This window comes from Salinimicrobium maris, from assembly GCF_049680855.1.
In the GTDB taxonomy this organism is placed as follows: Bacteria; Bacteroidota; Bacteroidia; order Flavobacteriales; family Flavobacteriaceae; genus Salinimicrobium.
Map to the genome: position 1 here is coordinate 675,027 of NZ_JBMPGS010000001.1, position 23,029 is coordinate 698,055.

20 protein-coding genes are annotated in these 23,029 nt (G+C 41.2%); 13 read left to right on the forward strand and 7 right to left on the reverse strand.

Annotated elements, in window-relative coordinates; genetic code table 11:
• The first annotated feature begins 86 nt into the window (after window positions 1–86).
• Window positions 87–1,781, forward strand: a complete 1,695-nt coding sequence (asnB, locus tag ACOV1Q_RS03210) for an asparagine synthase B (RefSeq protein WP_424492995.1) — start codon at window positions 87–89, stop codon at window positions 1,779–1,781.
• A 196-nt stretch (window positions 1,782–1,977) separates the two neighbouring features.
• Here asnB and ACOV1Q_RS03215 read toward each other — a convergent pair whose 3' ends face one another.
• The gene (locus ACOV1Q_RS03215) at window positions 1,978–2,337 is read right to left on the reverse strand and encodes a YraN family protein (RefSeq protein ID WP_424492996.1); all 360 of its coding nucleotides are present in this window, start codon (window positions 2,335–2,337) and stop codon (window positions 1,978–1,980) included.
• Window positions 2,338–2,398: 61 nt separating this feature from the next.
• Window positions 2,399–2,980, reverse strand: coding sequence for a hypothetical protein (locus tag ACOV1Q_RS03220; RefSeq protein WP_424492997.1), 582 nt, complete (start codon window positions 2,978–2,980; stop codon window positions 2,399–2,401).
• A gap of 122 nt (window positions 2,981–3,102) precedes the next feature.
• Between ACOV1Q_RS03220 and metG the strand changes: the two genes are divergently transcribed.
• From metG to ACOV1Q_RS03235, 3 genes are all read left to right on the forward strand, one after another.
• The gene (gene metG / locus ACOV1Q_RS03225; RefSeq protein ID WP_424492998.1) at window positions 3,103–5,169 is read left to right on the forward strand and encodes a methionine--tRNA ligase; all 2,067 of its coding nucleotides are present in this window, start codon (window positions 3,103–3,105) and stop codon (window positions 5,167–5,169) included.
• A gap of 49 nt (window positions 5,170–5,218) precedes the next feature.
• Window positions 5,219–6,121 carry a histone deacetylase family protein gene (locus ACOV1Q_RS03230; protein WP_424492999.1) on the forward strand — a complete coding sequence of 301 codons (903 nt, stop codon included), beginning with the start codon at window positions 5,219–5,221 and terminating at the stop codon, window positions 6,119–6,121.
• 128 nt (window positions 6,122–6,249) lie between these two features.
• Window positions 6,250–8,028: a glycoside hydrolase family 9 protein gene (locus ACOV1Q_RS03235; RefSeq protein ID WP_424493000.1), complete on the forward strand. Its 1,779-nt coding sequence runs from the start codon at window positions 6,250–6,252 to the stop codon at window positions 8,026–8,028.
• Between the two features lie 116 nt (window positions 8,029–8,144).
• Here the strand turns inward: ACOV1Q_RS03235 and ACOV1Q_RS03240 are convergent, their stop codons facing one another.
• On the reverse strand, window positions 8,145–8,477 hold the full coding sequence (locus tag ACOV1Q_RS03240; protein WP_424493001.1) for a single-stranded DNA-binding protein: 333 nt from the start codon (window positions 8,475–8,477) through the stop codon (window positions 8,145–8,147).
• A 246-nt stretch (window positions 8,478–8,723) separates the two neighbouring features.
• On the opposite strand from ACOV1Q_RS03240, the gene ACOV1Q_RS03245 reads away from it, so the two are divergent.
• The 5 genes from ACOV1Q_RS03245 (at window position 8,724) to ACOV1Q_RS03265 (ending at window position 12,365) form a co-directional block, all read left to right on the forward strand.
• Complete coding sequence (locus ACOV1Q_RS03245; protein ID WP_424493002.1) at window positions 8,724–9,338, forward strand: DEAD/DEAH box helicase; 615 nt, start codon at window positions 8,724–8,726, stop codon at window positions 9,336–9,338.
• A gap of 283 nt (window positions 9,339–9,621) precedes the next feature.
• The gene (locus tag ACOV1Q_RS03250) at window positions 9,622–10,890 is read left to right on the forward strand and encodes a DUF389 domain-containing protein (protein ID WP_424493003.1); all 1,269 of its coding nucleotides are present in this window, start codon (window positions 9,622–9,624) and stop codon (window positions 10,888–10,890) included.
• A 101-nt stretch (window positions 10,891–10,991) separates the two neighbouring features.
• Window positions 10,992–11,468: a hypothetical protein gene (locus ACOV1Q_RS03255; protein WP_424493004.1), complete on the forward strand. Its 477-nt coding sequence runs from the start codon at window positions 10,992–10,994 to the stop codon at window positions 11,466–11,468.
• Window positions 11,469–11,472: 4 nt separating this feature from the next.
• Window positions 11,473–12,000: a GNAT family N-acetyltransferase gene (locus ACOV1Q_RS03260; RefSeq protein ID WP_424493005.1), complete on the forward strand. Its 528-nt coding sequence runs from the start codon at window positions 11,473–11,475 to the stop codon at window positions 11,998–12,000.
• A gap of 17 nt (window positions 12,001–12,017) precedes the next feature.
• Entirely contained in the window at window positions 12,018–12,365 is a 348-nt protein-coding gene (locus ACOV1Q_RS03265) for a hypothetical protein (RefSeq protein ID WP_424493006.1), read from the forward strand.
• A gap of 2 nt (window positions 12,366–12,367) precedes the next feature.
• Here the strand turns inward: ACOV1Q_RS03265 and ACOV1Q_RS03270 are convergent, their stop codons facing one another.
• Window positions 12,368–12,838 carry a CBS domain-containing protein gene (locus ACOV1Q_RS03270; RefSeq protein ID WP_424493007.1) on the reverse strand — a complete coding sequence of 157 codons (471 nt, stop codon included), beginning with the start codon at window positions 12,836–12,838 and terminating at the stop codon, window positions 12,368–12,370.
• A 138-nt stretch (window positions 12,839–12,976) separates the two neighbouring features.
• Here ACOV1Q_RS03270 and ACOV1Q_RS03275 point away from each other — a divergent pair, with 138 nt between their 5' ends.
• The 4 genes from ACOV1Q_RS03275 to ACOV1Q_RS03290 all read left to right on the forward strand — a co-directional run bounded on the left by ACOV1Q_RS03275 (window position 12,977) and on the right by ACOV1Q_RS03290 (window position 17,290).
• Window positions 12,977–15,289: a M20/M25/M40 family metallo-hydrolase gene (locus tag ACOV1Q_RS03275; protein WP_424493008.1), complete on the forward strand. Its 2,313-nt coding sequence runs from the start codon at window positions 12,977–12,979 to the stop codon at window positions 15,287–15,289.
• Between the two features lie 51 nt (window positions 15,290–15,340).
• A complete protein-coding gene (locus ACOV1Q_RS03280) occupies window positions 15,341–15,919 on the forward strand; it encodes a Crp/Fnr family transcriptional regulator (protein ID WP_424493009.1) in 579 nt (192 codons plus the stop codon).
• A gap of 78 nt (window positions 15,920–15,997) precedes the next feature.
• A complete protein-coding gene (locus tag ACOV1Q_RS03285; protein WP_424493010.1) occupies window positions 15,998–16,387 on the forward strand; it encodes a VOC family protein in 390 nt (129 codons plus the stop codon).
• Between the two features lie 99 nt (window positions 16,388–16,486).
• Complete coding sequence (locus tag ACOV1Q_RS03290; RefSeq protein ID WP_424493011.1) at window positions 16,487–17,290, forward strand: NAD(P)-binding domain-containing protein; 804 nt, start codon at window positions 16,487–16,489, stop codon at window positions 17,288–17,290.
• A gap of 114 nt (window positions 17,291–17,404) precedes the next feature.
• Here ACOV1Q_RS03290 and ACOV1Q_RS03295 read toward each other — a convergent pair whose 3' ends face one another.
• From ACOV1Q_RS03295 to ACOV1Q_RS03305, 3 genes are all read right to left on the reverse strand, one after another.
• The gene (locus tag ACOV1Q_RS03295) at window positions 17,405–19,468 is read right to left on the reverse strand and encodes a M13 family metallopeptidase (RefSeq protein WP_424493012.1); all 2,064 of its coding nucleotides are present in this window, start codon (window positions 19,466–19,468) and stop codon (window positions 17,405–17,407) included.
• A gap of 72 nt (window positions 19,469–19,540) precedes the next feature.
• Complete coding sequence (locus ACOV1Q_RS03300; protein WP_424493013.1) at window positions 19,541–22,366, reverse strand: S9 family peptidase; 2,826 nt, start codon at window positions 22,364–22,366, stop codon at window positions 19,541–19,543.
• The gene (locus tag ACOV1Q_RS03305; RefSeq protein WP_424493014.1) at window positions 22,367–22,903 is read right to left on the reverse strand and encodes a nuclear transport factor 2 family protein; all 537 of its coding nucleotides are present in this window, start codon (window positions 22,901–22,903) and stop codon (window positions 22,367–22,369) included.
• Window positions 22,904–23,029 lie beyond the last annotated feature (126 nt).

A 23,029-nucleotide genomic window follows, 5' to 3' on the forward strand; every position in this document is an offset into this window, starting at 1 on the left:
AAAATTTAATTTTTCTGCTCTTGGGCGAGGCTGTCTCAAATTTTCTGCGATATTTGTTAATCTTAATCATTTAAAAATCAAGTATTGTGTGTGGAATTGTATGTGCTTTCGAGTTAAAGGAAGCTTCTGAAACTTTACGACCTCAGTTACTTAGCATGGCGAAATGCCTGCGTCACCGCGGCCCAGACTGGAGCGGAATTTATAGTAACGAAAAAGCCATTTTAGCCCATGAGCGCCTGGCGATTGTAGATCCTACTTCGGGAAAACAGCCTTTGTTTAGCGAAGACAAGAATTTGGTGCTTGCTGCCAATGGGGAAATTTATAATCATAAGGAGTTGCGAAATCAGTTTAATGGCAATTACAATTTTCAAACACAATCTGACTGTGAAGTTATTCTTGCACTTTATAAAGAGAAAGGATCGCAGTTTCTTGACGAATTAAACGGGATTTTTGGTTTTGCTATTTACGATGTAGAGAAGGACGAGTATTTGATCGCCCGCGACCATATGGGAATCATTCCGCTGTACATTGGCTGGGACAAAAATGGAACTTTTTATGTTGCTTCAGAATTAAAAGCGCTGGAAGGTCATTGTACTAAAATTGAATTATTCCCTCCGGGACATTATCTATCAAGTAAAGAAGATGGATATCAACGTTGGTACCAGCGCGACTGGATGGACTATGAGAATGTGAAAGATAACGAAACGAGTATTGAAGATCTTCGGAAGGCGCTGGAAGCTGCGGTTCACCGTCAATTAATGAGTGATGTGCCTTATGGCGTGTTGCTTTCCGGAGGATTGGATTCTTCAATCACCTCTGCTTTGGCAAAGAAATATTCAGATAAAAGGATTGAAAGTGATGATACAGATGCTGCCTGGTGGCCGCGCCTGCATTCATTCGCAATAGGCCTTGAAGGTTCGCCAGATCTTGCTGCGGCGAGAAAAGTAGCCGATCATTTGGATACGGTTCATCACGAAATAAAATTCACCATCCAGGAAGGAATAGACGCGATCAAAGATGTGATCTATCAGCTGGAAACTTATGATGTTACCACGATTAGAGCCTCTACGCCTATGTATTTAATGGCAAGAGCTATTAAAGCGATGGGAATAAAAATGGTGCTTTCGGGCGAAGGAGCCGACGAGATCTTTGGTGGTTACCTGTACTTCCATAAAGCGCCAAATGCCAAAGAATTTCACGAAGAAACCGTGCGTAAACTGGACAAGTTACACCAGTACGATTGCTTAAGAGCAAATAAATCGCTTTGCGCCTGGGGAATTGAAGGTAGGGTGCCATTTTTGGATAAAGAATTTATGGATGTTGCCATGCGCTTAAATCCAAAAGATAAAATGATCGTTCAGGGAGAGCGCATTGAAAAATGGGTTTTGAGAAAGGCTTTTGAAGATTACCTTCCCGAAAGTGTTGCCTGGAGACAAAAGGAACAATTTTCTGACGGAGTGGGTTACAGCTGGATCGATACGCTAAAGGAAATGGTGAACGAACAGGTAACCGATGAACAACTGGATCACGCGCACTTTAGATTCCCGGTGCAGCCGCCAAAGAGTAAGGAAGAATTCTTCTATAGATCAATTTTTTCTGAACATTTCCCAAGTGATGCGGCAGCACTTTCGGTGCCGTCCGTACCATCTGTGGCTTGTAGTACACCAACCGCGCTGGAATGGGATGAATCATTTAGAAATATGAACGATCCTTCAGGAAGGGCAGTTGCAAATGTACATTCCGAAGCATATAAAAAAGACGCAAAGGCTGCCGAAGCTTAAAAGGCTGCAAAATTTTTTTTCAGAAAATTTCAGAATAAAAAACCTCTTCAAAATGACATTTTTGAAGAGGTTTTTTGCATTAGTTTGGTAGATGATTATAAAACAATAGATGTTGAAACAAGTTCAGCATGACGTGAAATAAATCACTTTTTCCTCCCGTTAATTTGTTATTTTCCAGGGCTCTTATTTAAAATTCTTAAAAATATACAAAGGCATCTTCCAGATGTTCAATCCTGGTGCCGGCTTTGTTTTTTATGATGGCAATAATATCAAACCTTACATTTACATCCAGTTGATGTTCGTTGACGAAATGATCAATGGCTTTCACGAGTGACTGGATCTGTTTTCGCTTCACAAAATCCTGCGGATCACCAAAGTCTGGCGTGCTGCGGGTTTTCACCTCTACTACAGCTAAAGTATCTTTTTTGCGGGCAATGATGTCGATCTCTGCTTTTTGATACCGAAAATTCCGGGCCGCGATTTTGTAGCCGTTTTGAAGCAGGTGTGCAACCGCCAGTTCCTCTCCCTGTTTCCCTAAATCATTATGTTGAGCCATCTTCTTAAGATTGAATTTTAGATTCAATGGGAAAGCACTATTTAGAAGGATTTTTTGCCAGCTATTCCTCCGCCTGGTACATGATCGCCTGTACACTGAGATTAAGTGCATCAATTTCTTCTTCGGAAGCTTCTATTTTCCGGTCTCCGTAGAACTTATTTGGGGGAGTTCCTTCCGGCTTCAAAAACACCCTTATGTTTGTGCCAGCCAGTTTGCCGTCAAGCCAGTCTACTGCACCGCTGTAGTCCCAGCCAAACCCATAGAATTCAAACGGACCTTCATTGAAAGCTTCAAGTTCTTCGTATGTAGTTCCTATTTTTATTCCCTGTCTGGTTTCCCAGCGGCCGGCGTTTTCCACACGAATATGGTGCAACTGGGTTCGTTCTACATCATTCCAGGTGAGAAGGGCCTCATTTGCAGTGCCGGGAAAAAGGATATTATAAGGCCGCTGTATAACCCCTTCTTCAAAAACATCATTCCCTTCTTCAATAGATGCTTCAGGATAGATTCTTTTAAGATCTTGAGAAGAAGAAATTTGTGCTAAATTCTCTAGGATGAACCTGTTAGAATCTACTGTTAATTTTCTGCTCTTACATCCTGCCATTAGCAGGATGGCAAGACTTATAAAAAGAATTTTGCGCATAGATTTATTTTAAGTTAAAAGTAATGACATTTGTCGCATAACAATTCCCTTTTACAAGATTTTAACTTGTAATCCCTTGTAGTTGCTTAACTTTACAACCTTTTAAAATTCGAATATTTTTGATGGAATCACCTAAGAGATTGACTATAACTGCGGCCTTGCCGTATACCAATGGCCCTATTCATATTGGCCACCTCGCAGGCGTATATGTGCCTGCAGATATTTACGCCCGTTTTATGAGATTGCAGGGCCACGATGTGGCTTTTGTTTGCGGAAGTGATGAACACGGCGTGCCCATTACGATTAAAGCTAAAAAAGAAGGGGTCACTCCTCAGGATATTGTAGATAAATACCACGGAATTATTAAAAAATCCTTTGAAGAATTCGGGGTTTCTTTTAATAACTATTCACGCACCTCGGCAGAAGTTCATCATAAAACTGCTTCAGAATTTTTTAGAAAGTTATACGATTCCGGAAAATTTATTGAGGAAAGCAGTAAGCAATTCTACGATGAGAAGGCCGAACAATTCCTGGCAGATAGGTTTGTGGTTGGAACCTGCCCAAAATGTGGTTTTGAGGAAAGTTATGGGGACCAGTGTGAAAAATGCGGTACCAGTCATAACGCGAATGATTTGATTAATCCTAAGTCGGCTATTACCGGTGCAACGCCCACTTTAAAAGAAACCAGGCACTGGTTTCTGCCTTTAGATCAATATGAAAGCTGGTTGAAAGAATGGATCCTGGAAGGGCATAAAAGAGACTGGAAATCTAATGTTTACGGGCAGGTGAAATCCTGGATAGACGACGGTTTACGGCCAAGGGCGGTTACGCGTGATCTTGATTGGGGAATCCCGGTTCCTGTGGAAGGTGCCGAAGGAAAAGTGCTTTACGTTTGGTTTGATGCGCCTATTGGTTACATCTCCTCCACCAAAGAATGGGCAGAAAGGGAAGGAAAGGACTGGGAGCCATACTGGAAAGATGAAAATACTAAAATGGTGCATTTCATTGGGAAAGACAACATTGTTTTTCACTGTATCATTTTTCCTGCCATGCTCAAGGCCGAAGGGAGTTATATTCTTCCGGAAAATGTGCCTGCGAATGAATTTTTAAATCTTGAAGGACAAAAGTTATCGACTTCAAAGAACTGGGCGGTATGGCTGCACGAATACCTGAAAGATTTTCCCGGGCAGCAGGATGTGTTGAGATATGTCTTAACTGCAAATGCGCCGGAAGCCAAAGACAATGATTTCACCTGGAAAGATTTCCAGGCGAGAAATAATAACGAACTGGTTGCCATTTTTGGAAACTTTATCAACAGGGTGGTGGTACTTACGAATAAGTATTACAACGGAATTGTTCCTAAGCCCAATGACTATAATGAAGTGGACAAACAGGTGTTGGCAGAACTTCGAGCCTACCCTGCAGTGATTGCAAGTTCTATTGAAAAATATCGTTTCAGGGAAGCCCAGGGAGAGTTGATGAATGTCGCCCGACTTGGGAATAAATACCTGGCAGATGAAGAACCCTGGAAACTTATAAAAACTGATGAGGAAAGGGTGAAAACAGTAATGTTTGTCGCACTGCAAATCGCTTCGGCGCTCACCAGCATGAGCGAGCCTTTCCTTCCGTTTACTTCGGAAAAATTAGTAAACATGCTGGACCTCGATACTTCAAAAAAACCGGAATGGAATAAAATATCCGAAGAAGACAACCAATTACTTGCTTCCGGACATCAAATTGGAAAGGCGGAATTATTATTTTCAAAAATAGAAGACGAACAAATTCAGACGCAATTGGATAAACTGGAAGCTACCAAGGCTGCAAATAAAGCCGAAAATCAAAAAGCAGAACCGCAGAAGGAAATTGCCACTTTTGAAGATTTTACAAAAATGGATCTTCGGGTTGGAACGATCGTAGAGGCTCAAAAAATGCCAAAAGCCAATAAACTTCTTGTACTGAAAGTTGATACAGGAATTGATGTTCGAACGATCGTATCGGGAATTGCACAACATTTCAAGCCGGAAGATATTATTGGTAAGAACGTTACTGTACTTGTAAACCTCGCACCTAGAAAGTTGCGCGGTGTAGAAAGTGAAGGAATGATCCTCATGACCGAAAATGCCGATGGCAAGCTGGTTTTTGTAAATCCAGATGAGGAAGGAGTGAAGCCGGGGACGATTATAAGTTAGAAATTAAACCTAACAGGTTTTTAAAACCTGTTAGGTTTACTATACAGGCATGCTCAAAATAGCAAATCATCCAATCTATACGCATCCCTTACCAAAAGGTCATCGTTTCCCGATGGAAAAATATGATTTGTTGCCCAGGCAACTTTTGTATGAAGGTACCTGCAGTGAAGAAAACTTCTTTAAACCCGGTTTCCCTGAGGAAGCTGCTATTTTAGCGGTGCATGATAAGACATATTTCAGGGAGTTAGATGAGTTAAGTCTTGATAGAAGAGCAGCAATAAAGATTGGGTTTCCGCTTTCTAAAGAATTGATTGACCGCGAACAGATCATTGCCTGCGGTACAATGATGGCTGCAGAATTTGCCCTGGAATACGGGATCGCGATGAATATTGCCGGTGGAACGCATCATGCTTACAGCAACAGGGGCGAAGGTTTTTGTATTTTTAACGATCAGGCGGTGGCAGCAAGGCATCTTCAGAAGAGAAAACTTGCAGAAAAGATATTGATCGTAGATCTTGATGTACACCAGGGAAACGGTACTGCCGAGATATTTGAAAATGATGATTCCGTCTTTACTTTTTCAATGCACGGAAAGAAAAATTATCCTTTTAAAAAGGAGAGTTCCAGCTTAGATATTGGATTGGAAAATGGCACAAAAGACGAAGAATACCTTACAATATTAAAGGATATTCTTCCTGAACTTCTTCATCAGGAACGGCCAGATTTTATCTTTTACCAAAGTGGCGTGGATATCCTTGCTACCGATAAGCTGGGGAAATTAGGTTGTACGGTCAAGGGGTGCAAGGAGCGGGACAGGTTTGTGCTCCAAACCTGTCACGATGCAGGAATTCCTGTAGAATGCAGTATGGGCGGGGGATATTCTACAGATATTAAAACCATCATTGAAGCACATGCCAACACCTATAGGCTGGCGCAGGAGATTTATTTTTAATGGGCTTTTTTAGAGTGGAGTATCTGGAAATATGCAAAATATTTCTAACTGCTACAGGAAAATGTCTTCATAATCTTAACTTAGGCTTCAAAAATGACCTTTTCTCTTCAAATTTTAAAAATAGATTTATGAAAAACCTCATTTTCCGGGTAGTATGTTTCTTTTCTTTCCTGCTCACCTTTTCGGGCAATTGTCAAACTTCTGGAAAAACTTCCGGTTCTGAGAAAATTAAATTAAACCAGATTGGGTTTTATCCTGAAGGACCAAAAACAGCTGTGATCGCAGCTTCTAAAGCCGTTGAATTCCTGATATTTAAAAAAGGAGAAAAGAAACAGGTGTTCTCGGGAAAATTAACCGGGGCGAAAAACTGGCCGCATAGTAATGAAAATGTAAAAAAGGCAGATTTCTCAGAGTTTCGGGAACCAGGACAATATATTCTGAAGGTGCCGGGGATGGGAGAGAGCTATCCTTTTGAAATATCAGAAAATGTGCATTTTGAGCCCGCAAAAGCAAGTATAAAAGCATTTTATTTTCAGCGGGCTTCAACCGCCCTCCCTGAAAGCTACGCCGGGAAGTGGGCCAGGGACGCCGGCCATCCGGATTCCGAAGTGAAAATCCACAATTCTGCTGCCACGCAAAACAGGCTTGCAGGCAGCACGATCTCAAGTCCGCGGGGCTGGAATGATGCCGGCGACTATGGAAAATACATCGTAAACAGCGGGATCACGATGGGAACTTTATTTTCACTCTATGAAGATTTTCCGGAGTATCTTGATACTTTACATCTTAATATTCCTGAAAGCCGTAATAACATTCCTGATTTCCTTGACGAAACCTTATATAACTTAAGATGGATGATGAGCATGCAGGACGAGGATGGAGGAGTATATCACAAATTGACCAGTGCTAATTTTCACGGGGCTGTATTACCAAAAGATGCAACCCTACAGCGGTGGGTAGTTCAAAAAAGTACTCCTGCGACCTTAGATTTTGCCGCGGTAACTGCGCAGGCATCGAGGATCTTTAGGAATTTTGAAGAAGAATTACCGGGCCTTTCAGATTCATTGCTGGTAATGAGTAAAAAAGCATATCGATGGGCAGTAAAGAATCCAAAAATGGTATATGATCAGAAGAAATTAAAAGAGCCTGCAGTGAGTACCGGGGCTTATGGTGACGAGAATTTTGAAGATGAGTTCCAGTGGGCGGCTACAGAATTGTTCCTTTCTACAGAAGAGGAAAAATACTATGAAGAAGCAGGAATAGAGAGTTCCCTGGAATCTTCAGAAGAAAATTTTAGCGTTCCTTCATGGCCAAACGTGAATACGCTTGCTTTATATTCTTTGGCAAGGCATAAGGACAAGCATACTGGTACACATGAAAGTGATATAGATGCAGTGCAGAATAAAATAATTGAAATGGCCGAAGAGTTGTTAGCACATTCACGCGAATCGGCTTACGGAACTCCTATGGGAATAAGTGCTAAGAATTTTGCCTGGGGAAGCAATTCTGAAGCGGCGAACCAGGGAGTTTTGCTGTTGAATGCCTACCTGCTTACCAAAAATGAGGAATACCTTAATGCAGCCAATGATAATCTCGATTATCTCTTAGGAAGAAATGCCACCGGGTTTTCCTTTTTGACCGGTTTTGGAGAAAAGTCCACCAAAGATCCACATCACAGGCCTTCGGAAGCAGATAGCGTTGAAGATCCAGTCCCCGGACTTTTAGCCGGCGGGCCTAATCCCGGGCAACAGGATAAACAAAATTGCGGTGATCTTTATACAGAAAAGCATCAATATCCAGCCACTTCTTATATTGATGAACGCTGCAGCTATGCCAGCAACGAGATTGCCATCAACTGGAATGCGCCTTTTGTATACCTCGCAAATGCACTAGAGGCCATAAGATAACCCTGAATTTCTCTTTTTTGGCAACCGGAGAGGACTAAAATAAATTCCATAAAAAAAAGACCTTTTTGAGGTCTTTTTTTGTTTACTTCCGGAGAATAGAGTTGGATGAAAGAAAGTTATTTCCCTAAGAGTAGCAGGTCGTTGCAAACAATTTCGGTGATGTACCTTTTTTGACCGGCTTTGTCTTCATAACTGCGACTGGTTAATTTTCCTTCAATGCCTATTTCTTTGCCTTTTGGAACATAATTCTCTACAAGATCGGCGGTTTTTCCCCAGGCGACGATGTTGTGCCATTGTGTGTCGGTGATCTTCTCACCTTTTGCGTTTTTGTAAGATTCATTGGTGGCGATGGAAAATTTTGCGAGCTTTTTGCCCGATTCAAGCGTTACAATTTCTGGTGCGTTCCCTACGTGGCCAATTAGCTGTACTTTGTTTCTTAGTGCGTTCATGATAATATGTTTTTACTGTTTAGCTGAAAATCATTCGTTCATTTCAACGGTACAAATATAGAGCTGCAGTTTCCCCTGATTCGGTTGATAATTAATTGCTTTCGTTTAGATTCGTTTGTAAACGTTTGTAAACGGCTTTAAAAAGAAGAAGAAATTTCCGCTCTTGTTTTATAAAGCAGTGGTACCTTTACCCCTGAATGCCGTAGTAGATGAATTATTCCCTGCATTCAAAAAAGAGCTTCTTATATGTCCTTTAAAAAACTCAATCCTGCAATTAAGGAAACCCTGTCACATCTAGAAATGGAACATCCCACTCCTTTTCAGAAGAAGATCATTCCGCGGATTAAAAGCGGCGCCAATGTTTTTGGAATCGCTCCCGAAGGATCCGGGAAAACAACAGCCCTCATTATTGGCACCATCCAGCAGCTTAAAGCCGAAGCATTTCAGGATGCTCCAAGGGCGTTGATCTTTGTGAAAGACAAGGAAGCCGCGCTGGAGCTGGAAGAAAAATTTCAAATCTTTCTTAAAAACACTTCTTTACGGATATTTTCGGCTTTTGATGAGCCCAATATAGAAAACCAAAAAAACGAGATCTATGAAGGTGTAGACATCGTTATTTCTACTCCCAAAAAGTTGAAAAAACTCTTTAAGATCAGCGGCATCAATTTAAATGAATTGAAAATCCTTGCAGTGGAGGATGCAGATTTCCTGGTGAAAACAAGTGATTTCAATGATCTCATTGGAATTCCCGAACACGTAAGTAAATGCCAGTTTCTGGTCTTTTCAGAAGCGCTGGATGGAAAGGTGAAAAGGCTTCAGGATTTTTTCATGTCACATTCGGAGGTAGTAATTGTAGACTAACTCCCCTTTTTTTAACTTATAAGCTTTTTTCTCCTTTAGACATTTCGCCATGCAGGTCCTGAAGTATTGTTGTTGTTTCCATAGGCTCCTATTCTTTATGCAGCCTATTTTTAGTCTGCAAATTTCTTAAAATCGTGATAAACTGTACAGCAGAATCTTATTTTTTTAATAGCTTGATTAACTGAGATTCTCGTTTTACAGAACCCAAGAAAATGCCAGCCAAAAATGCCATTTTTGAGTGGTTAGCTTCTGCGGGTAAATAATTTGAAAAGAAAAAAGGAATATGCGTCAACTAATACTTAAGATTCCTTCAGGAAGTAAAGAAAGGGTGCAGGAGCTTGTTGAAAAGTTTGATGGGAAGAATAGCATTAGCCTTTCAGAAAGTGACCAGGAACATGATGTTTTCTTTGTTAGTCTACCTAACAAAAAGGTCAATAACTTTTTAAAACAAGTAGATGAATTTGAAAAACCCGAAATAACGCTCATTCCCCGCGGAATCATTTCCTTATATCCACCGGCCTCTGATGCGCCCGACCAGGTGGCAGATGTGCAGACGAAGAGTTCTCTGGAGATCTATTTAGGAGGAATTCAAAGTGTAGGCTCCATGTTCGGGCTTATTGGGTATTCTTTCGTTGCTGGAATTATCGTGTGGATTGGGCTTTTTACAACCACAACTTATCTTTTGGTAGCGGCAATGCTCGTGGCCCCATTTGCAGGGCCTGCAATGAATGCCGCACTGGCCACTGCCGCGGGTAAAATGAAGCTTTTAAAGAGCAGTTTGAGCAGGTATGGAATTGCCATTTTCACCGGCATCGTGGCGAGTTTTCTGCTTTCGGTGATATTTCCGCTGCAAATATTAACACCTTTGATGGAGGAAATAAGCCAGGTTTCGAAATTTGCACTTTTTCTTCCGCTGGTATCGGGTTTTGCAGGAGCGGTTAACATCTGCCAGTCCGAACGGGATAGTCTGGTTTCCGGAGCAGCCGTAGGTATTCTTGTTGCGGCTTCTTTAGCGCCACCTGTGGGATTAATTGGTGCAGGTCTTTACATGATGGAATGGCAGGTGGTTTTTAGTAGTCTTTTCAGAATTATTTTGCAACTCCTGGGAATTCACCTGGCTGCGACGCTCGTATTTTACTTTTATGGGAAGGTAACGCCCAACGGAGTGAGATTTTTAAAAGGAAGCAAGAAGAAAGGTCTTATTATCACCATTATTGTAATCCTGGGAATTGGAGGAATGATGGCCTGGCAGTTTAGTCGGCCGCCCATTCTTCGCAAGGCAGGAATGAATACCGAACTCGCAGAAGCTTTAAATACTACTCTTGAGGAGATAAAATATATAATAGTTCTAAACAAGAATGTTAGTTTTACTAACGTACAAACCGAGAATAACCGTTCTATCGCCCGTTTTGAGGCCACAGTAATGCTGCGGGATACAGTAATTCCACAAGAGCAATTAAAAACCAACATCATCAATTACCTAAAAGAGAATATGTCTTATCCCTATGACAATATTTATGAAGTTTACCAGATTCATGTAGTGGCGGAATGACAAACCCTGACTTAGACCAGGATTGAAGCCGGTGGAAATAGAAGTAAAACTGCCATTTTTGAACCATATTCCTTTTATCTTTATAGCCAATAAAGATCTATATGAAACCTGCCACCGTCAAGCAGCTTAAAGATGAATTAAAACATCGCTCTCACGATGAGCTGCTGCAAACCTGTCTTCGGCTTTCAAAATTTAAAAAAGAGAATAAAGAATTGCTCACGTATCTTTTGTTCGAATCTTCAAATGAGGCGGAGTATATTGAGCGGGTCAAGCAGGAAGTGGAAGCAGATTTTAAGGAGATTAATACCAATAATTACTACTACGTTAAAAAAAGCATTCGAAAGATCCTTCGGAATATCAAAAAGCACATTCGCTACTCCGGAAGAAAGGAAACCGAAGTGGAACTGTTGATCTATTTTCTCCTGAAGATGGATAGCTTTTCTCCTTCCATTCACAGGAACAAAACCCTGCAAAACCTCTACGACCGGCAGCGGGCTATGGTAGAAAAGAAATTAGCATCTCTTCATGAAGATTTTCAGTATGATTTTGAAATGGAACTTGAAGAATTAAGCAGGTGAAACGATGATTGAGAATTTAAAAACCGAAAGATTCCTGCTCAGGAGATTCAAAAATGATGATTTGGAGAACGTTTTTAAAGGCCTTTCCCATCCTGAAGTTATTAAATATTACGGGGTAAATTTCAGTAGTCTTCATGAAACCCGGGAACAAATGAAGTGGTTTGAAGAGCTGGAGCAAAATGGGACTGGAGCCTGGTGGGCGATTTGTTCTCCGGAAACCGAGACCTTTTTTGGAGCAGCAGGTTTTAATGATCTAAGCAAAGAACATCGAAAAGCAGAGATTGGATTCTGGCTGCTCCCGGAATTCTGGCGAAAGGGAATTATTCAGGAGGTGTTGCCGGTAATTTGCGACTTTGCCTTTACAAAGATGAATCTTCACAGGATCGAAGCTTTTGTGGAGACAGAAAACAAAGCATCAGCAAAAGCATTGAAGAAACAAGGTTTCAGGCATGAAGGAACGATGGTTGATTCCGAAGTGAAAAACGGAAGTTTTATTAGTGTGGACCTGTTCGCCAAATTGAAGAACGAATAATTTTTTATCTTTAATAAATGCAAAAAGCCTGTATAGAGTGTGGGGAAAAGATCGTGGGCAGAGTTGATAAGAAATTCTGTGGCGATTACTGCCGCAATGCTTACAACAACAATCGCAACAAAGACAGCAAGAATTTGCTGCGCAATGTGAACAACCAGCTTCGTAAGAATTATCGTATTTTAGAAGAACTCAATCCCGAAGGGAAAAGCAAAACCTCGCGTTCAAAACTACAGGCAAAAGGCTTTAGCTTTGAATACTTCACGAGTATTTATACTACGAAAACAGGAACAGTTTATTACTTTGTTTATGACCAGGGTTATCTTCCGTTAGAGGGAGATTATTTTGCGCTGGTGAAAAGAAATTGATTTTAAGAATTTCCCCAATTTTGGCCTTTCAGGTTCATGGCAGCTTTGAGAATATCTCTCTGGCTAATCTGGCCCACCAGCTTTCCATCCTGAACGATTGGAAACCTCCTCACTTTATTTTCAATGAATTTTTTGGCTGCATCCAGCACGTTCATGTTGCCATCAATGGTTGCGACATTGCAGGTCATATGTTTCTCAACAGTATAATCTTCAATAGGCATGTTGTAATATTGACTGTCTGAAATGTGCTTCATGCAATCCCCTTCAGAAATAATCCCAAGTAGCTCATTTTTTTCATTTACCACACATCCGCCGGAAATATTATTTTTCGTAAGCGTCTCCATGACGGTGTAGACGCTTTGGTCTTTTTTAAAGGTAATAAGATCCTTGGCCATGTAATCGCATACAAGCATCGATTCGCTTTGAGGCTTTTGCGGCTCAGCCTGTCTTCCCTGAAAACTTTTGATACCCATATCTAAATATTTGAAAATGAGTTATTAAAATATAAAAATTTAGGATTTGTACCAATATCTAAGTGAAGTATTGGGAAGAAATTATGAAATTGGGAAATCAATAGGTAAATTTTAGGTCAAATAAGATATATTTGGTTCATGGCTAGAAAATTACAGTTCATTTTATCATTTTTGATCATTGCAGCGGCTGCTTTTTGGGGCTTGTATGGAACCATGCCGCACAACGTTACTTCAGAAGATATTCCTGCCGAAGAATTTTCTACCACACGTGCTTTTTCGCATGTGGAAGCCATAGCACAGCAACCTCATTACATTGGCAGTGAAGCCCACAGCAACGTAAGAAACTATATTGTTGCTCAACTTCAGGAAATGGGTTTGCTGGTGCATACGCAGGAGGCCTATTCCCTTAATAATACCGGTACGATTACCAGGCCCCAAAATATTATTGCCCGCATAGAAGGCAGCGGTTCAGGAAAAGCGCTTTTGCTGCTCACGCATTATGACAGTGCTGTACATTCTTCTTATGGAGCGAGTGATGCTGCCAGTGGAGTGGCAACCATTCTGGAAGGGGCGCGGGCTTTTTTAGCTTCAGGAAAAGAACACACCAATGATATCATTCTTGTTTTTACTGATGGGGAAGAAGTGGGGCTGAACGGTGCCGAAGCTTTTGTAAATGAGCACGAATGGGCAGCGGACATTGGCCTGGCTTTTAACTTCGAATCTCGAGGCAGCGGCGGAAATTCTTTTATGCTTCTGGAAACCAACACCGGTAATGCAGCTTTGATTAAAGAATTCATAAATGCCGCCCCAGATTATCCCGTTACCAATTCCCTGGCGTACAGCGTCTATAAAATGCTGCCCAACGATACAGATCTTACGGTACTTAGAGAGCAGGGAAATATCCCCGGATTTAATTTTGCATTCATTGACGATCATTTTGATTACCATACCGCGACAGATGTGCCCGAGAATTTAGATAAAAATACATTGGCACATCAGGGCAGTTACCTAATGCCACTGCTGAATTATTTTAGCAGCCATCCATTGGAAAATTTTGATGCTGAAGAAGAATTGATCTATTTCAACCTGCCTGTACTCAACATGGTAAGCTACCCCTTTTCCTGGAATTTTCCTTTATTAATTCTTGCTGTGCTACTCTTTGTAGCCCTTATCATTTATGGGTTCTTAAAAAAGCGGTTAAGGTTTATGAATATTTTGAGAGGATTTATCCCGCTGTTGATTGCGGTTTTTGGCGCGGGTTTAGTGTCTTACATGCTTTGGCAATTCTTTCAGTTCATATATCCGCAGTATGGAGAAATGGAACATGGCTTCCCTTACAACGGCTATTACTACATTGGCGCCTTCATTTTCCTGGCGCTGGCGATTTGTTTTGGTACTTACGCTAAATTCCGAAAACCAGATAATGCACGCCAGCTTTTTATCGCTCCGCTGTTTTTCTGGATCCTTTTAAGTGCAGCTGCCGCATTTTTCCTCCAAGGAGCTGCTTACTTTATTGTCCCGGTCTTTTTCGGACTATTGCAATTGTTCCTCCTGCTAAAGCAAAAGAAACCAAACCTCGTATTTCTCGCACTCTTAAGTCTGCCGGCTATCTTTATAGTACTTCCGTTCATGGTGACATTTCCGGTCGCTCTGGGCTTAAAAATAGTATTTGTAGCAGCAGTTCTGGCTGCACTGCTATGGGTGCTGCTCTGGCCGGTTTTTGGGTTCTACACCCGCATCAAAACGCTGGCTTTTTTCAGCTTCCTAACTTTCTTTGTGCTCGTTATTATTGCCCATTTTCAGTCAGATTTTAATGAGGAAAGGCCAAAGCCGAATAGCCTGGTTTATATTTATGACGCCGATGCGCAAACAGCGTCCTGGAATACCTATGATGAGATCATTGACCCTTGGACGGCACCTTATTTTAATGAAGATGCTGAAGCCAGTGAAAAAGAGGGTTTGTTCAGTAGCAAATATAATTCGGGTTTTACTCAAAGCGTCGAGGCACCGGTCGTGCCACTGCAAAAAGCTTATTTAGATGTTCAAAAAGGGGATGCTGAGAAAGGATTTTCAGAATATTTAATAAAGATTGCTCCTAACAGAAATGTAAGTAGAATGGAATTCTTTGCCGACAGAGATCAGGATTTTGAAGAATTTACAGTGAACGGATTGCAAGCTGATTCCGTAGAAGCTTTAAGCGGAAGTTATCACGTCTTTAAAAACAGATGGAAGGAGAGATTGCTTACCTACTACGCAGTCAATAATGACACTTTACGCCTAAATTTTAAGCTGAAGTCAGATGAAAAACCTGAAATTACCTTCTATGAAGCCAGCCATACGCTCCTGGGAAACCCAGATTTAAATGTTTCTCCAAGAGCTGAAGATATGATCCCCAGGCCGTTTGTTTTAAACGATGCCGTGGTGATCAAAAGGAGAATTCCCTTAGACTAGGAATAGAATGTCTCCCTTCGAAAATCGCAGTAGAAATGAAATTTGTCTAAAATGAATCCAGATTATTTCCGAAGTATTTACGATCATGCACTTCTTCAAAAATGCGATCTGGAAGAGATTATAGATGCCCATGAAGAAATCATTTTTCCAAAAGGGCACGTGTTTCTGGAAAACGGAAAAATGGCAAATGAATATTATCTCGTTGAAAAAGGCCTTTTACGGGTGTATGTTCATGACTATAATGGCAATGAGATCACTACCAATTTCCACGGAACAGGTGAAATTGCAATTGAAGTTTCTTCCCTTTTTCAAAGGCTGCCAACCAATGAAAATATTGTTGCACTCACCAAAGGAAAAGCCTGGAAAATTGAGTTTGAAGTTTTTCAGAAATTATTTCATAAGATAGAAGGATTTCGCGAATGGGGCCGTGCCTGGATGGCAGGACAGTTATTTATTTCAAAACAACGTTCTATTGCCATGTTTACGAACACTGCAAAGGAAAGGTACCTGTTGTTGATACAGGAGAAACCTGAGATCATTCAAAAAGTACCCATAAAATATATTGCTTCCTATTTAGGAGTGACCGATACTTCTTTAAGCCGAATAAGAAAAGAAATTCTCAAAGCCTAATCTTTCCTGTCATATGACAGGAATATTTTCTGTCAAGGCATTTATTTTTATAGAACACAATCCTAAAAACAGTAAAAGATGAAATCACAAAATCCAGTAGTTTGGTTTGAAATTTATGTTGACGACCTAAAAAGAGCCAGGAAATTCTATGAAAAGGTACTTGATTTAGAATTAAATGAAATGCCTACGCCGGGTGAAATCCAGGACGAAATGCAAATGATATCCTTTCCTATGGAAATGGCTGAAGATGGAGCTAGTGGTGCCTTGATAAAAATGGAAGGATTCAAGGCAGGAGGAAATTCCACGATCGTATATTTTAGAAGTGAAGATGCTGCCGTGGAAGAAGGAAAAATTGAAGACGCGGGAGGAAAAATCTTAAAATCCAAACATTCTATTGGTGAGTACGGTTTCATTGTTTTAGCTTATGATACCGAAGGTAATATGTTTGGGATCCATTCAGAATCGTAAGTACGCATATCTAGCGCGTAGAATTCTAAGTTTAAAAATTTTCAGGAATTAAAACAACCATCAAGTATCTTTACCACGCATAAGATCAAATTAGGAAGAATGAAAATATCCATTTTAGGATGCGGCTGGCTTGGGTTACCGCTGGCTAAAGAATTGCTCCAAAAAGGGCATTTTGTAAAAGGTTCCACCACATCTCCTGAAAAATTGACTGTGCTCGCTTCGGAAGGGATAAACCCATATTTGATCACTGTTTCTTCGGAAAAAATTTCAGGTGATATCCAAAATTTCCTGGCCAAAACTGATGTTTTGATCGTGGATATTCCGCCGGGCTTGCGTAAAGATCCTGAAGTGGATTTTGAGGGTAAAATGGAGCGATTGGTGAAAGAAGTAGAAGTTTCCGAAGTGAAAAAGCTGCTTTTTATCAGTTCTACCTCGGATTATGAAGACACTTCTGATATTCCTGTTTACACTGAAGAAGATGTTCCCAACGGAACTTCGGCAGCTTCGAAACAGCTTATTGCCGTTGAAAAAATGTTGATGCAAAATAGCCTTTTTGACACTTCAGTCATTCGCTTCGGCGGACTCATTGGCGCTGACCGGCATCCGGTTAAATATTTAGCCGGCAGAAAGAACATTCGGAATCCGCAGGCGCCCGTAAATCTTATTCATCAGCAGGATTGCATTGGGATTATTTCCGCAGTGATTGAAAAGGCGCTTTTTGGAGAAGTATATAATGCTGTTTATCCGCAGCATCCTTCAAAAAAGGAATATTATTCCAGGATTTCAGAAGAAAGGAATTTGGCGGCACTTCATTTTGATGAGAATTCAACGTCAAAAGGAAAGCTTGTAGAATCTGTAAAAGTAGAGAAGGGATTGGATTATAAGTTTCAGAAAAGCATTTAACTTTTCGATTAAACACTTCGACTGTTCCTCCCTCTGGTCGAGCTTAGTGTGACAAAAGTTTAAAGCAAAAAAGCCCCAAAAAGGGGCTTTTCAAATTCTTTTTCCGAAGAAAAATTACCAGATGGCAACCCTGTTTTCGGGTTCAACATACATGGGGTCGCCGGGTTCAATATCAAAAGCCTCATAAAATGCTTCTATATTTTGCAGTGGCACAACTGCACGGTACATTCCCGGGGAGTGTGGATCTGTCTTTACAAGATTTTGAAGGGCCTCATCACGCATCTTGGTTCTCCAAACGGTAGCCCAGGAAAGGAAGAAACGCTGCTCTGGTGTGAAACCATCAATTTCTCCAGGATTTCCATTTTCCTTAAGGTGTATTTGGAGTCCGTCGTAGGCGGCATTTACCCCGCCAAGATCTCCAATGTTTTCTCCAAGGGTGAATTTCCCGTTAATATAAACGCTGTCAAGAACTTCAATAGCGCTGTATTGATCTGCCAAAGCGCCTCCAAGCTCTTCAAATTGCTCCAGGTCTTTTTCTGTCCACCAGTTGTTTAGGTTTCCTTCGGCATCAAAACGGGAACCGCTGTCATCAAAACCGTGAGAGATCTCGTGACCTATCACAGCACCAATTCCGCCATAGTTTACGGCAGCATCGGCTTTATAATCGTAGAAAGGCGGCTGCAGGATAGCTGCAGGGAATACAATCTCGTTGTAACTTGGATTGTAATAAGCATTCACAATTTGTGGTGCCATGAACCATTCACTTTTATCTACAGGCTCGTCCAGTTTTGAAATATTGTCTTCAACATTCCATTTTGCGGCATTCAGCATGTTCTGGAAATATGAACCACCCTGTTCTGGATTTTGAATTTCAAGGCTGCTGTAGTCTTTCCACTCATCTGGATATCCTACTTTAATAGTGGTGGTGTTGAGTTTTTCAATGGCTTTTATTTTGGTGCTGTCGCTCATCCAGGTAAGATTGTTGATCCTGTTTTCAAAAGCCTTCACCACATTTGAGATCATCTCTTCGGCTTTTTGCTTTGCTTCAGCAGGGAAATGCTCTTCTACATATAATTTACCCAAAGCTTCTCCAATCGTACCGTTGATCGTTGCAAGAGCGCGCTCATCACGTGGCAATTGCTCCTGGGCACCACGAAGTGTTTTGTTGTAAAATTCCCAGTTGGCTCTTTCAATTTCGGTAGTAAGGCTTCCTGCAGCATCGTTAAATAAATTCCACCGCAGGTATTCTTTCCAATCTTCCACGCTTCCTTCAGAAATTAAATTCTGAAAACTTTCCATGTATTTTGGTTGTGTAACAATAACAGTATCTACCCCTTCGGCACCTATTTCTTCAAAATAAGCATTCCAGTTGATTGCGGGAACTGTGTTCTTTAGTTCGTCAACGCTCATTGGGTTGTAGGAAAGACGGGCATCGCGTCGCTGTACCTTGTCAAGTCGAGGTTCTGCCATTTTGGTTTCAAAAGCAAGAATGTTCTCTGCACTTTGAGTAGCTCCCTCTTCTGAATCTCCAAGGAACTGGAGCATTCTTGTGATATGTTCCTTATAAAGTTGCCTTTTTTCTTCTGAATCTGTATCGTCGGCTACGTAGTAATCACGATCTGGAAGTCCTAGGCCACCTGGATATAAATAGGCTGCATTTTCATTACTGCTTTTTGCATCTGCACGAACTCCAAAGGAGAAAAATCCGCCGCCGCCGTACATCTGCATTTCGGTAAGATATTCCTGTAGGTCTTCTTTATTCTGAATATTATTGATCTTCTCCAGGTATGGTTTTACAGGATCTATTCCCTGCTGGTTTCTTACCACGGTATCCATGATCGTCTGGTACAGGTAAACCGCTTTTGCCTGATCGCTGCTGGAGTCCAGGTTTTCATCTGTAGAGGCTTTTTTAAGCAGGGCAAGGGCATCGGCATCTGTTTTCTCACGAAGCTCGTGAAAACTTCCCCAGGTAGTTTTGTCATCGGGAATTTCATTGGTATCCAGCCATCTTCCATTAACATACCGGAAGAAATCTTCTTCGGGCCCAACGGTAGTGTCCATGTACGCCAAGTTAATTCCTCTTTCCTCCTGGACTTCTGCTTCTTTGTCATTTCCGCAGCCGGTTAAAGCAGCCGAAGCAAGAACAGATGATAAAATCACACTTTTTATTGTCTTCATTTTATTGTTTAATATTAATAATTGGATTGCTAAAATAGCAAAAGGATCGAATTCTTGTCTTTCGCTCTTTAGTTATTCTTGATCCAGCTCATAGCGTAGATCTTTTCCTTTCATGATGGCCGGCAGACCTTCTGTCATCCAAAGTGGCGCCGGTTCCCCTTTCAAATAATGATCAAAGAACTGCATCATTCTTATGGAAAGATCCTGGCGGTTTTTCGTTTTTCTCAGGTTGTGAGCTTCATCATTGTATACAAGTAACCACACCGGTTTATTGAGTCTTCGCATCCCCATGAACATCTCAATTCCCTGGTAATAAGGTACGGCACCATCGGCATCGTTGTGCATCATCAATAAGGGAGTTTCAATGTTTGGAATTCCAAAAAGTGGTGAGTTCTCAAGGTATAGGTCCAGTCCTTCCCACAGGTTTTTTCCAATTCGGCTTTGCGTCTTTTCATATTGGAAAGCACGACTCAATCCGCTTTGCCAGCGTATTCCGCCATAAGCCGAGGTCATGTTGCTCACCGGTGCTCCTGCCATGGCAGCTTTAAACTTATTGGTAACAGTAACCAGATGTGCTACCTGGTACCCACCCCAGCTCTGGCCCTGGATCGCCATATTTTCAGAATCTACATAGTCAAATTCTTCTAAAGCTTCTACTCCCGAAACGATGGCATTATATGCGCTCTCGCCTGGCTTTCCTTCTTTGTAAACAATATCTGGCACGAAAACCAGGTAATCGTTGCTCACCAGGTAAGTCATGTTTACCGTAGAAGCACTTGGCAACGGACTGTAATACCTGTTAAGGTTATCGCTTCTTTTTTCATAAAAATAGGTGATCAAAGGGTATTTCTTATTCGGCTCAAAGTCTTCAGGCTTGTAGAGCAAACCTTCAAGCGCTGTGCCGTCATAGGCTTCCCAGTTTACAAGCTCTACTGTTCCCCATTTAAAATTAGACTGCTGCGGGTTTACATCGGTAAGTTTTACCGGCTGTTTTCCTGGGCGTTCAATAAGGTGGAGATCGGGATAGGTCTCAAAATTCTGCTTTGTGAAAACAAGCGTGTTTGCATCTTCAGCTTTTTCTACGCTGCCAATGCTGTATTCATTATTTTCAACAACGGCATTTATTCTGGAATTACGCGGATTAAGCTTGTACAGAGATTCAGATTTATCAGTTTCATTAAAGCCGGTGAGCAGCAAATCACCATCATAAGAGGTGACTAGATCGCGATTTTCTCTATCGAGCTTTAAGGTTCTGTATTTTATATTGTTTTCTCTTCCTGTGCGGGTAATGTTAACAGGTGCTTTTCCTCCTGAAAGAGAAGCGCTCCAAATATCAAACTCATCATAGAACAAAGCTTTTCCGTCTTTGGTGAATCCGCCGAAACCATATGGCCGTGGCGAGGCAGGAACGTCATTCTCTTCGTTGTAGAAATTCACCGGAAGATTTCCTGTTAGATTCTGCTTAGCATTTGTTTTAAGATTTAGTGACCACCAGCTTTGGTTTTCCTGGTCATAGTAAACTGCATGTTCACCATCTGGTGAAAGATCAGGATTTGAAGAAATTCCTTCCAGGGCTAACCTTTTTTCACCATTTTGTGTATCTACAATGTAAAAATCTTTAAGCCAAGGGTATTCCCAGGAGCGTTCTACCTCATAAGCTGCATTTGTGTATCCCAACACATAACGCTGCTCCTGCTGTTGGTCGAAGAGAACATAATCTAAAGTCTCGTCATGTAAATGGATTACATTATCATCTGCAGTATTGTAAAATGAGATATAGGCTTTGTCTTCAAGTTCCTTTAACCTCGATTTTTGTTCGGGCTGAATGAGCTTATCGTGGTAACTCCACACGTCTACCTGTGGCACCTCATCATCTAATAAAGTAGTGTCTGTATTAAATTTTCTTACCGGTCTTGAATGAAAGAAAAGCCGCTTTCCATTTTCGGAAAATGAAGGAGTTTGAGCATTACTTAATTCCCAGTTTTCCCGAAGATTTCTTCCCAGGGTATCGGTGATTTGTTTGATTTGTTCCCCGCGCGTATAGAATAATTCAAATTTGAGAGAATCTGTTTCGGTGGAATCTTTAGCTGCGAGAAATGCCATCTGTTCAGCTTCGTTGTCTATTGCGAGTCGGCTAAAGGCATAGCGGCTGCTGTCAAGAACTTTTTTCTCATTGCGACGCACGTCATATAGGAAAACTCCAATATCTCCTTTGTCCTTACCTTTGGTAGTTGAAAAGATAAATTTGTCTCCTTCTTTTGGAAGCTCAAAATCTTTTATTCTGAAAATGGTATCGGCAGCTTGCTTCTTTAAATTGTAGACCAGAGCATAATCTGCTTCTAAAGCTAAATTTTCAGGTTTCTTTCCCGCCAAAGTGTCTTTTTCTTCAGATTCTTTGGAAGCAGTGCTGTCTTTTTCTGGTTTCAGGTCCTGGTGTTTTTCCAAAACCACCCAGCCTGTAGTTTCTTCGGGAATTTCATATTTCTTGACTCTCATTACCGAATCCAGTAGGCGGTGTTCTCGCACGTCAAAGATGAAAAAATCGTCTTTTGTTCGTTTTTCTTCCTTTACGTCTTCCTTCTTTTCCTGCCTGGTAAGCTCGTATGCAGGTTTCCGGAGAAAGAATACATATTTCCCGTCACTTGAAATGTTGGTGCGATACCCATTTTGAAATGTGAATGAGCGCCCCGAAGCGGCATTGAAAATTTTAATGTACCCGTCGCCACGGTCTGTCGCAGTGGAAACTGTGGTGACGACAAGGTCTCCGTCTTTAGAAAGTTGTGTGTTTTCAATTCGCTTCCACAGGTCATAATCCTCATGTGAGATAATTTTTTTCTCCTGTGCAGCAGCTGATGCAAACCCCAGAAAAAGGGTGGCTAAAATGACATTTTTGAACATTTATCTGGTTTTTAACTTTAAAATTAATTGTTGGTCGAAATCGTTCTTTAGTTCGGTTAGGTTGGAAACTTCTTCATTGGGAACAGCAATTGAAAGCACGTACTGCCTTATTTTCCACTCCCCATTTTCCAACGTTAGCACGCCAGATCCACGGCAAAGTCCCATTTGGGTTTCCAGCAGCTCATCAAACCACGCGGTACGCTGGTTTTCGCTAAAAAATATGTTGCGTTCAAGACTGGTGAAGTCCCAGGCTTTTCCGCGGTCAAAATAAGGTTTGGCCCAGTTTTTAAAATCGGGCTTCATCCAGTTTTCGGTAGGATCGGTTCCAATAAAGATGGCATTTTCTGCCATTTTTGAGAAGTAAGCTTCAAAATCGGCCTGCGCAGCAGCCTTGTGCCATTCATCAAGGACTTCATTGATGTTTTCCTGTCTTTCTTCTGATGAAATTTGAACTGCAGGTGCCGTCTCTGTTTGTGAGGTTTTTCCGTCGCAGGAAAATAACATAAATACAATTAAAGCCGGGAAAAATTTGTTCATAAGGATAAATATTTTGCAATATACACAAATAGGACTGAAGCTGTCAAGGAGGTTACTATTTATGACAGAACACAAAAACATCCAAAAAAAGAGATGAGACCTATCTTTTTTTATGGAAAGCTTTAC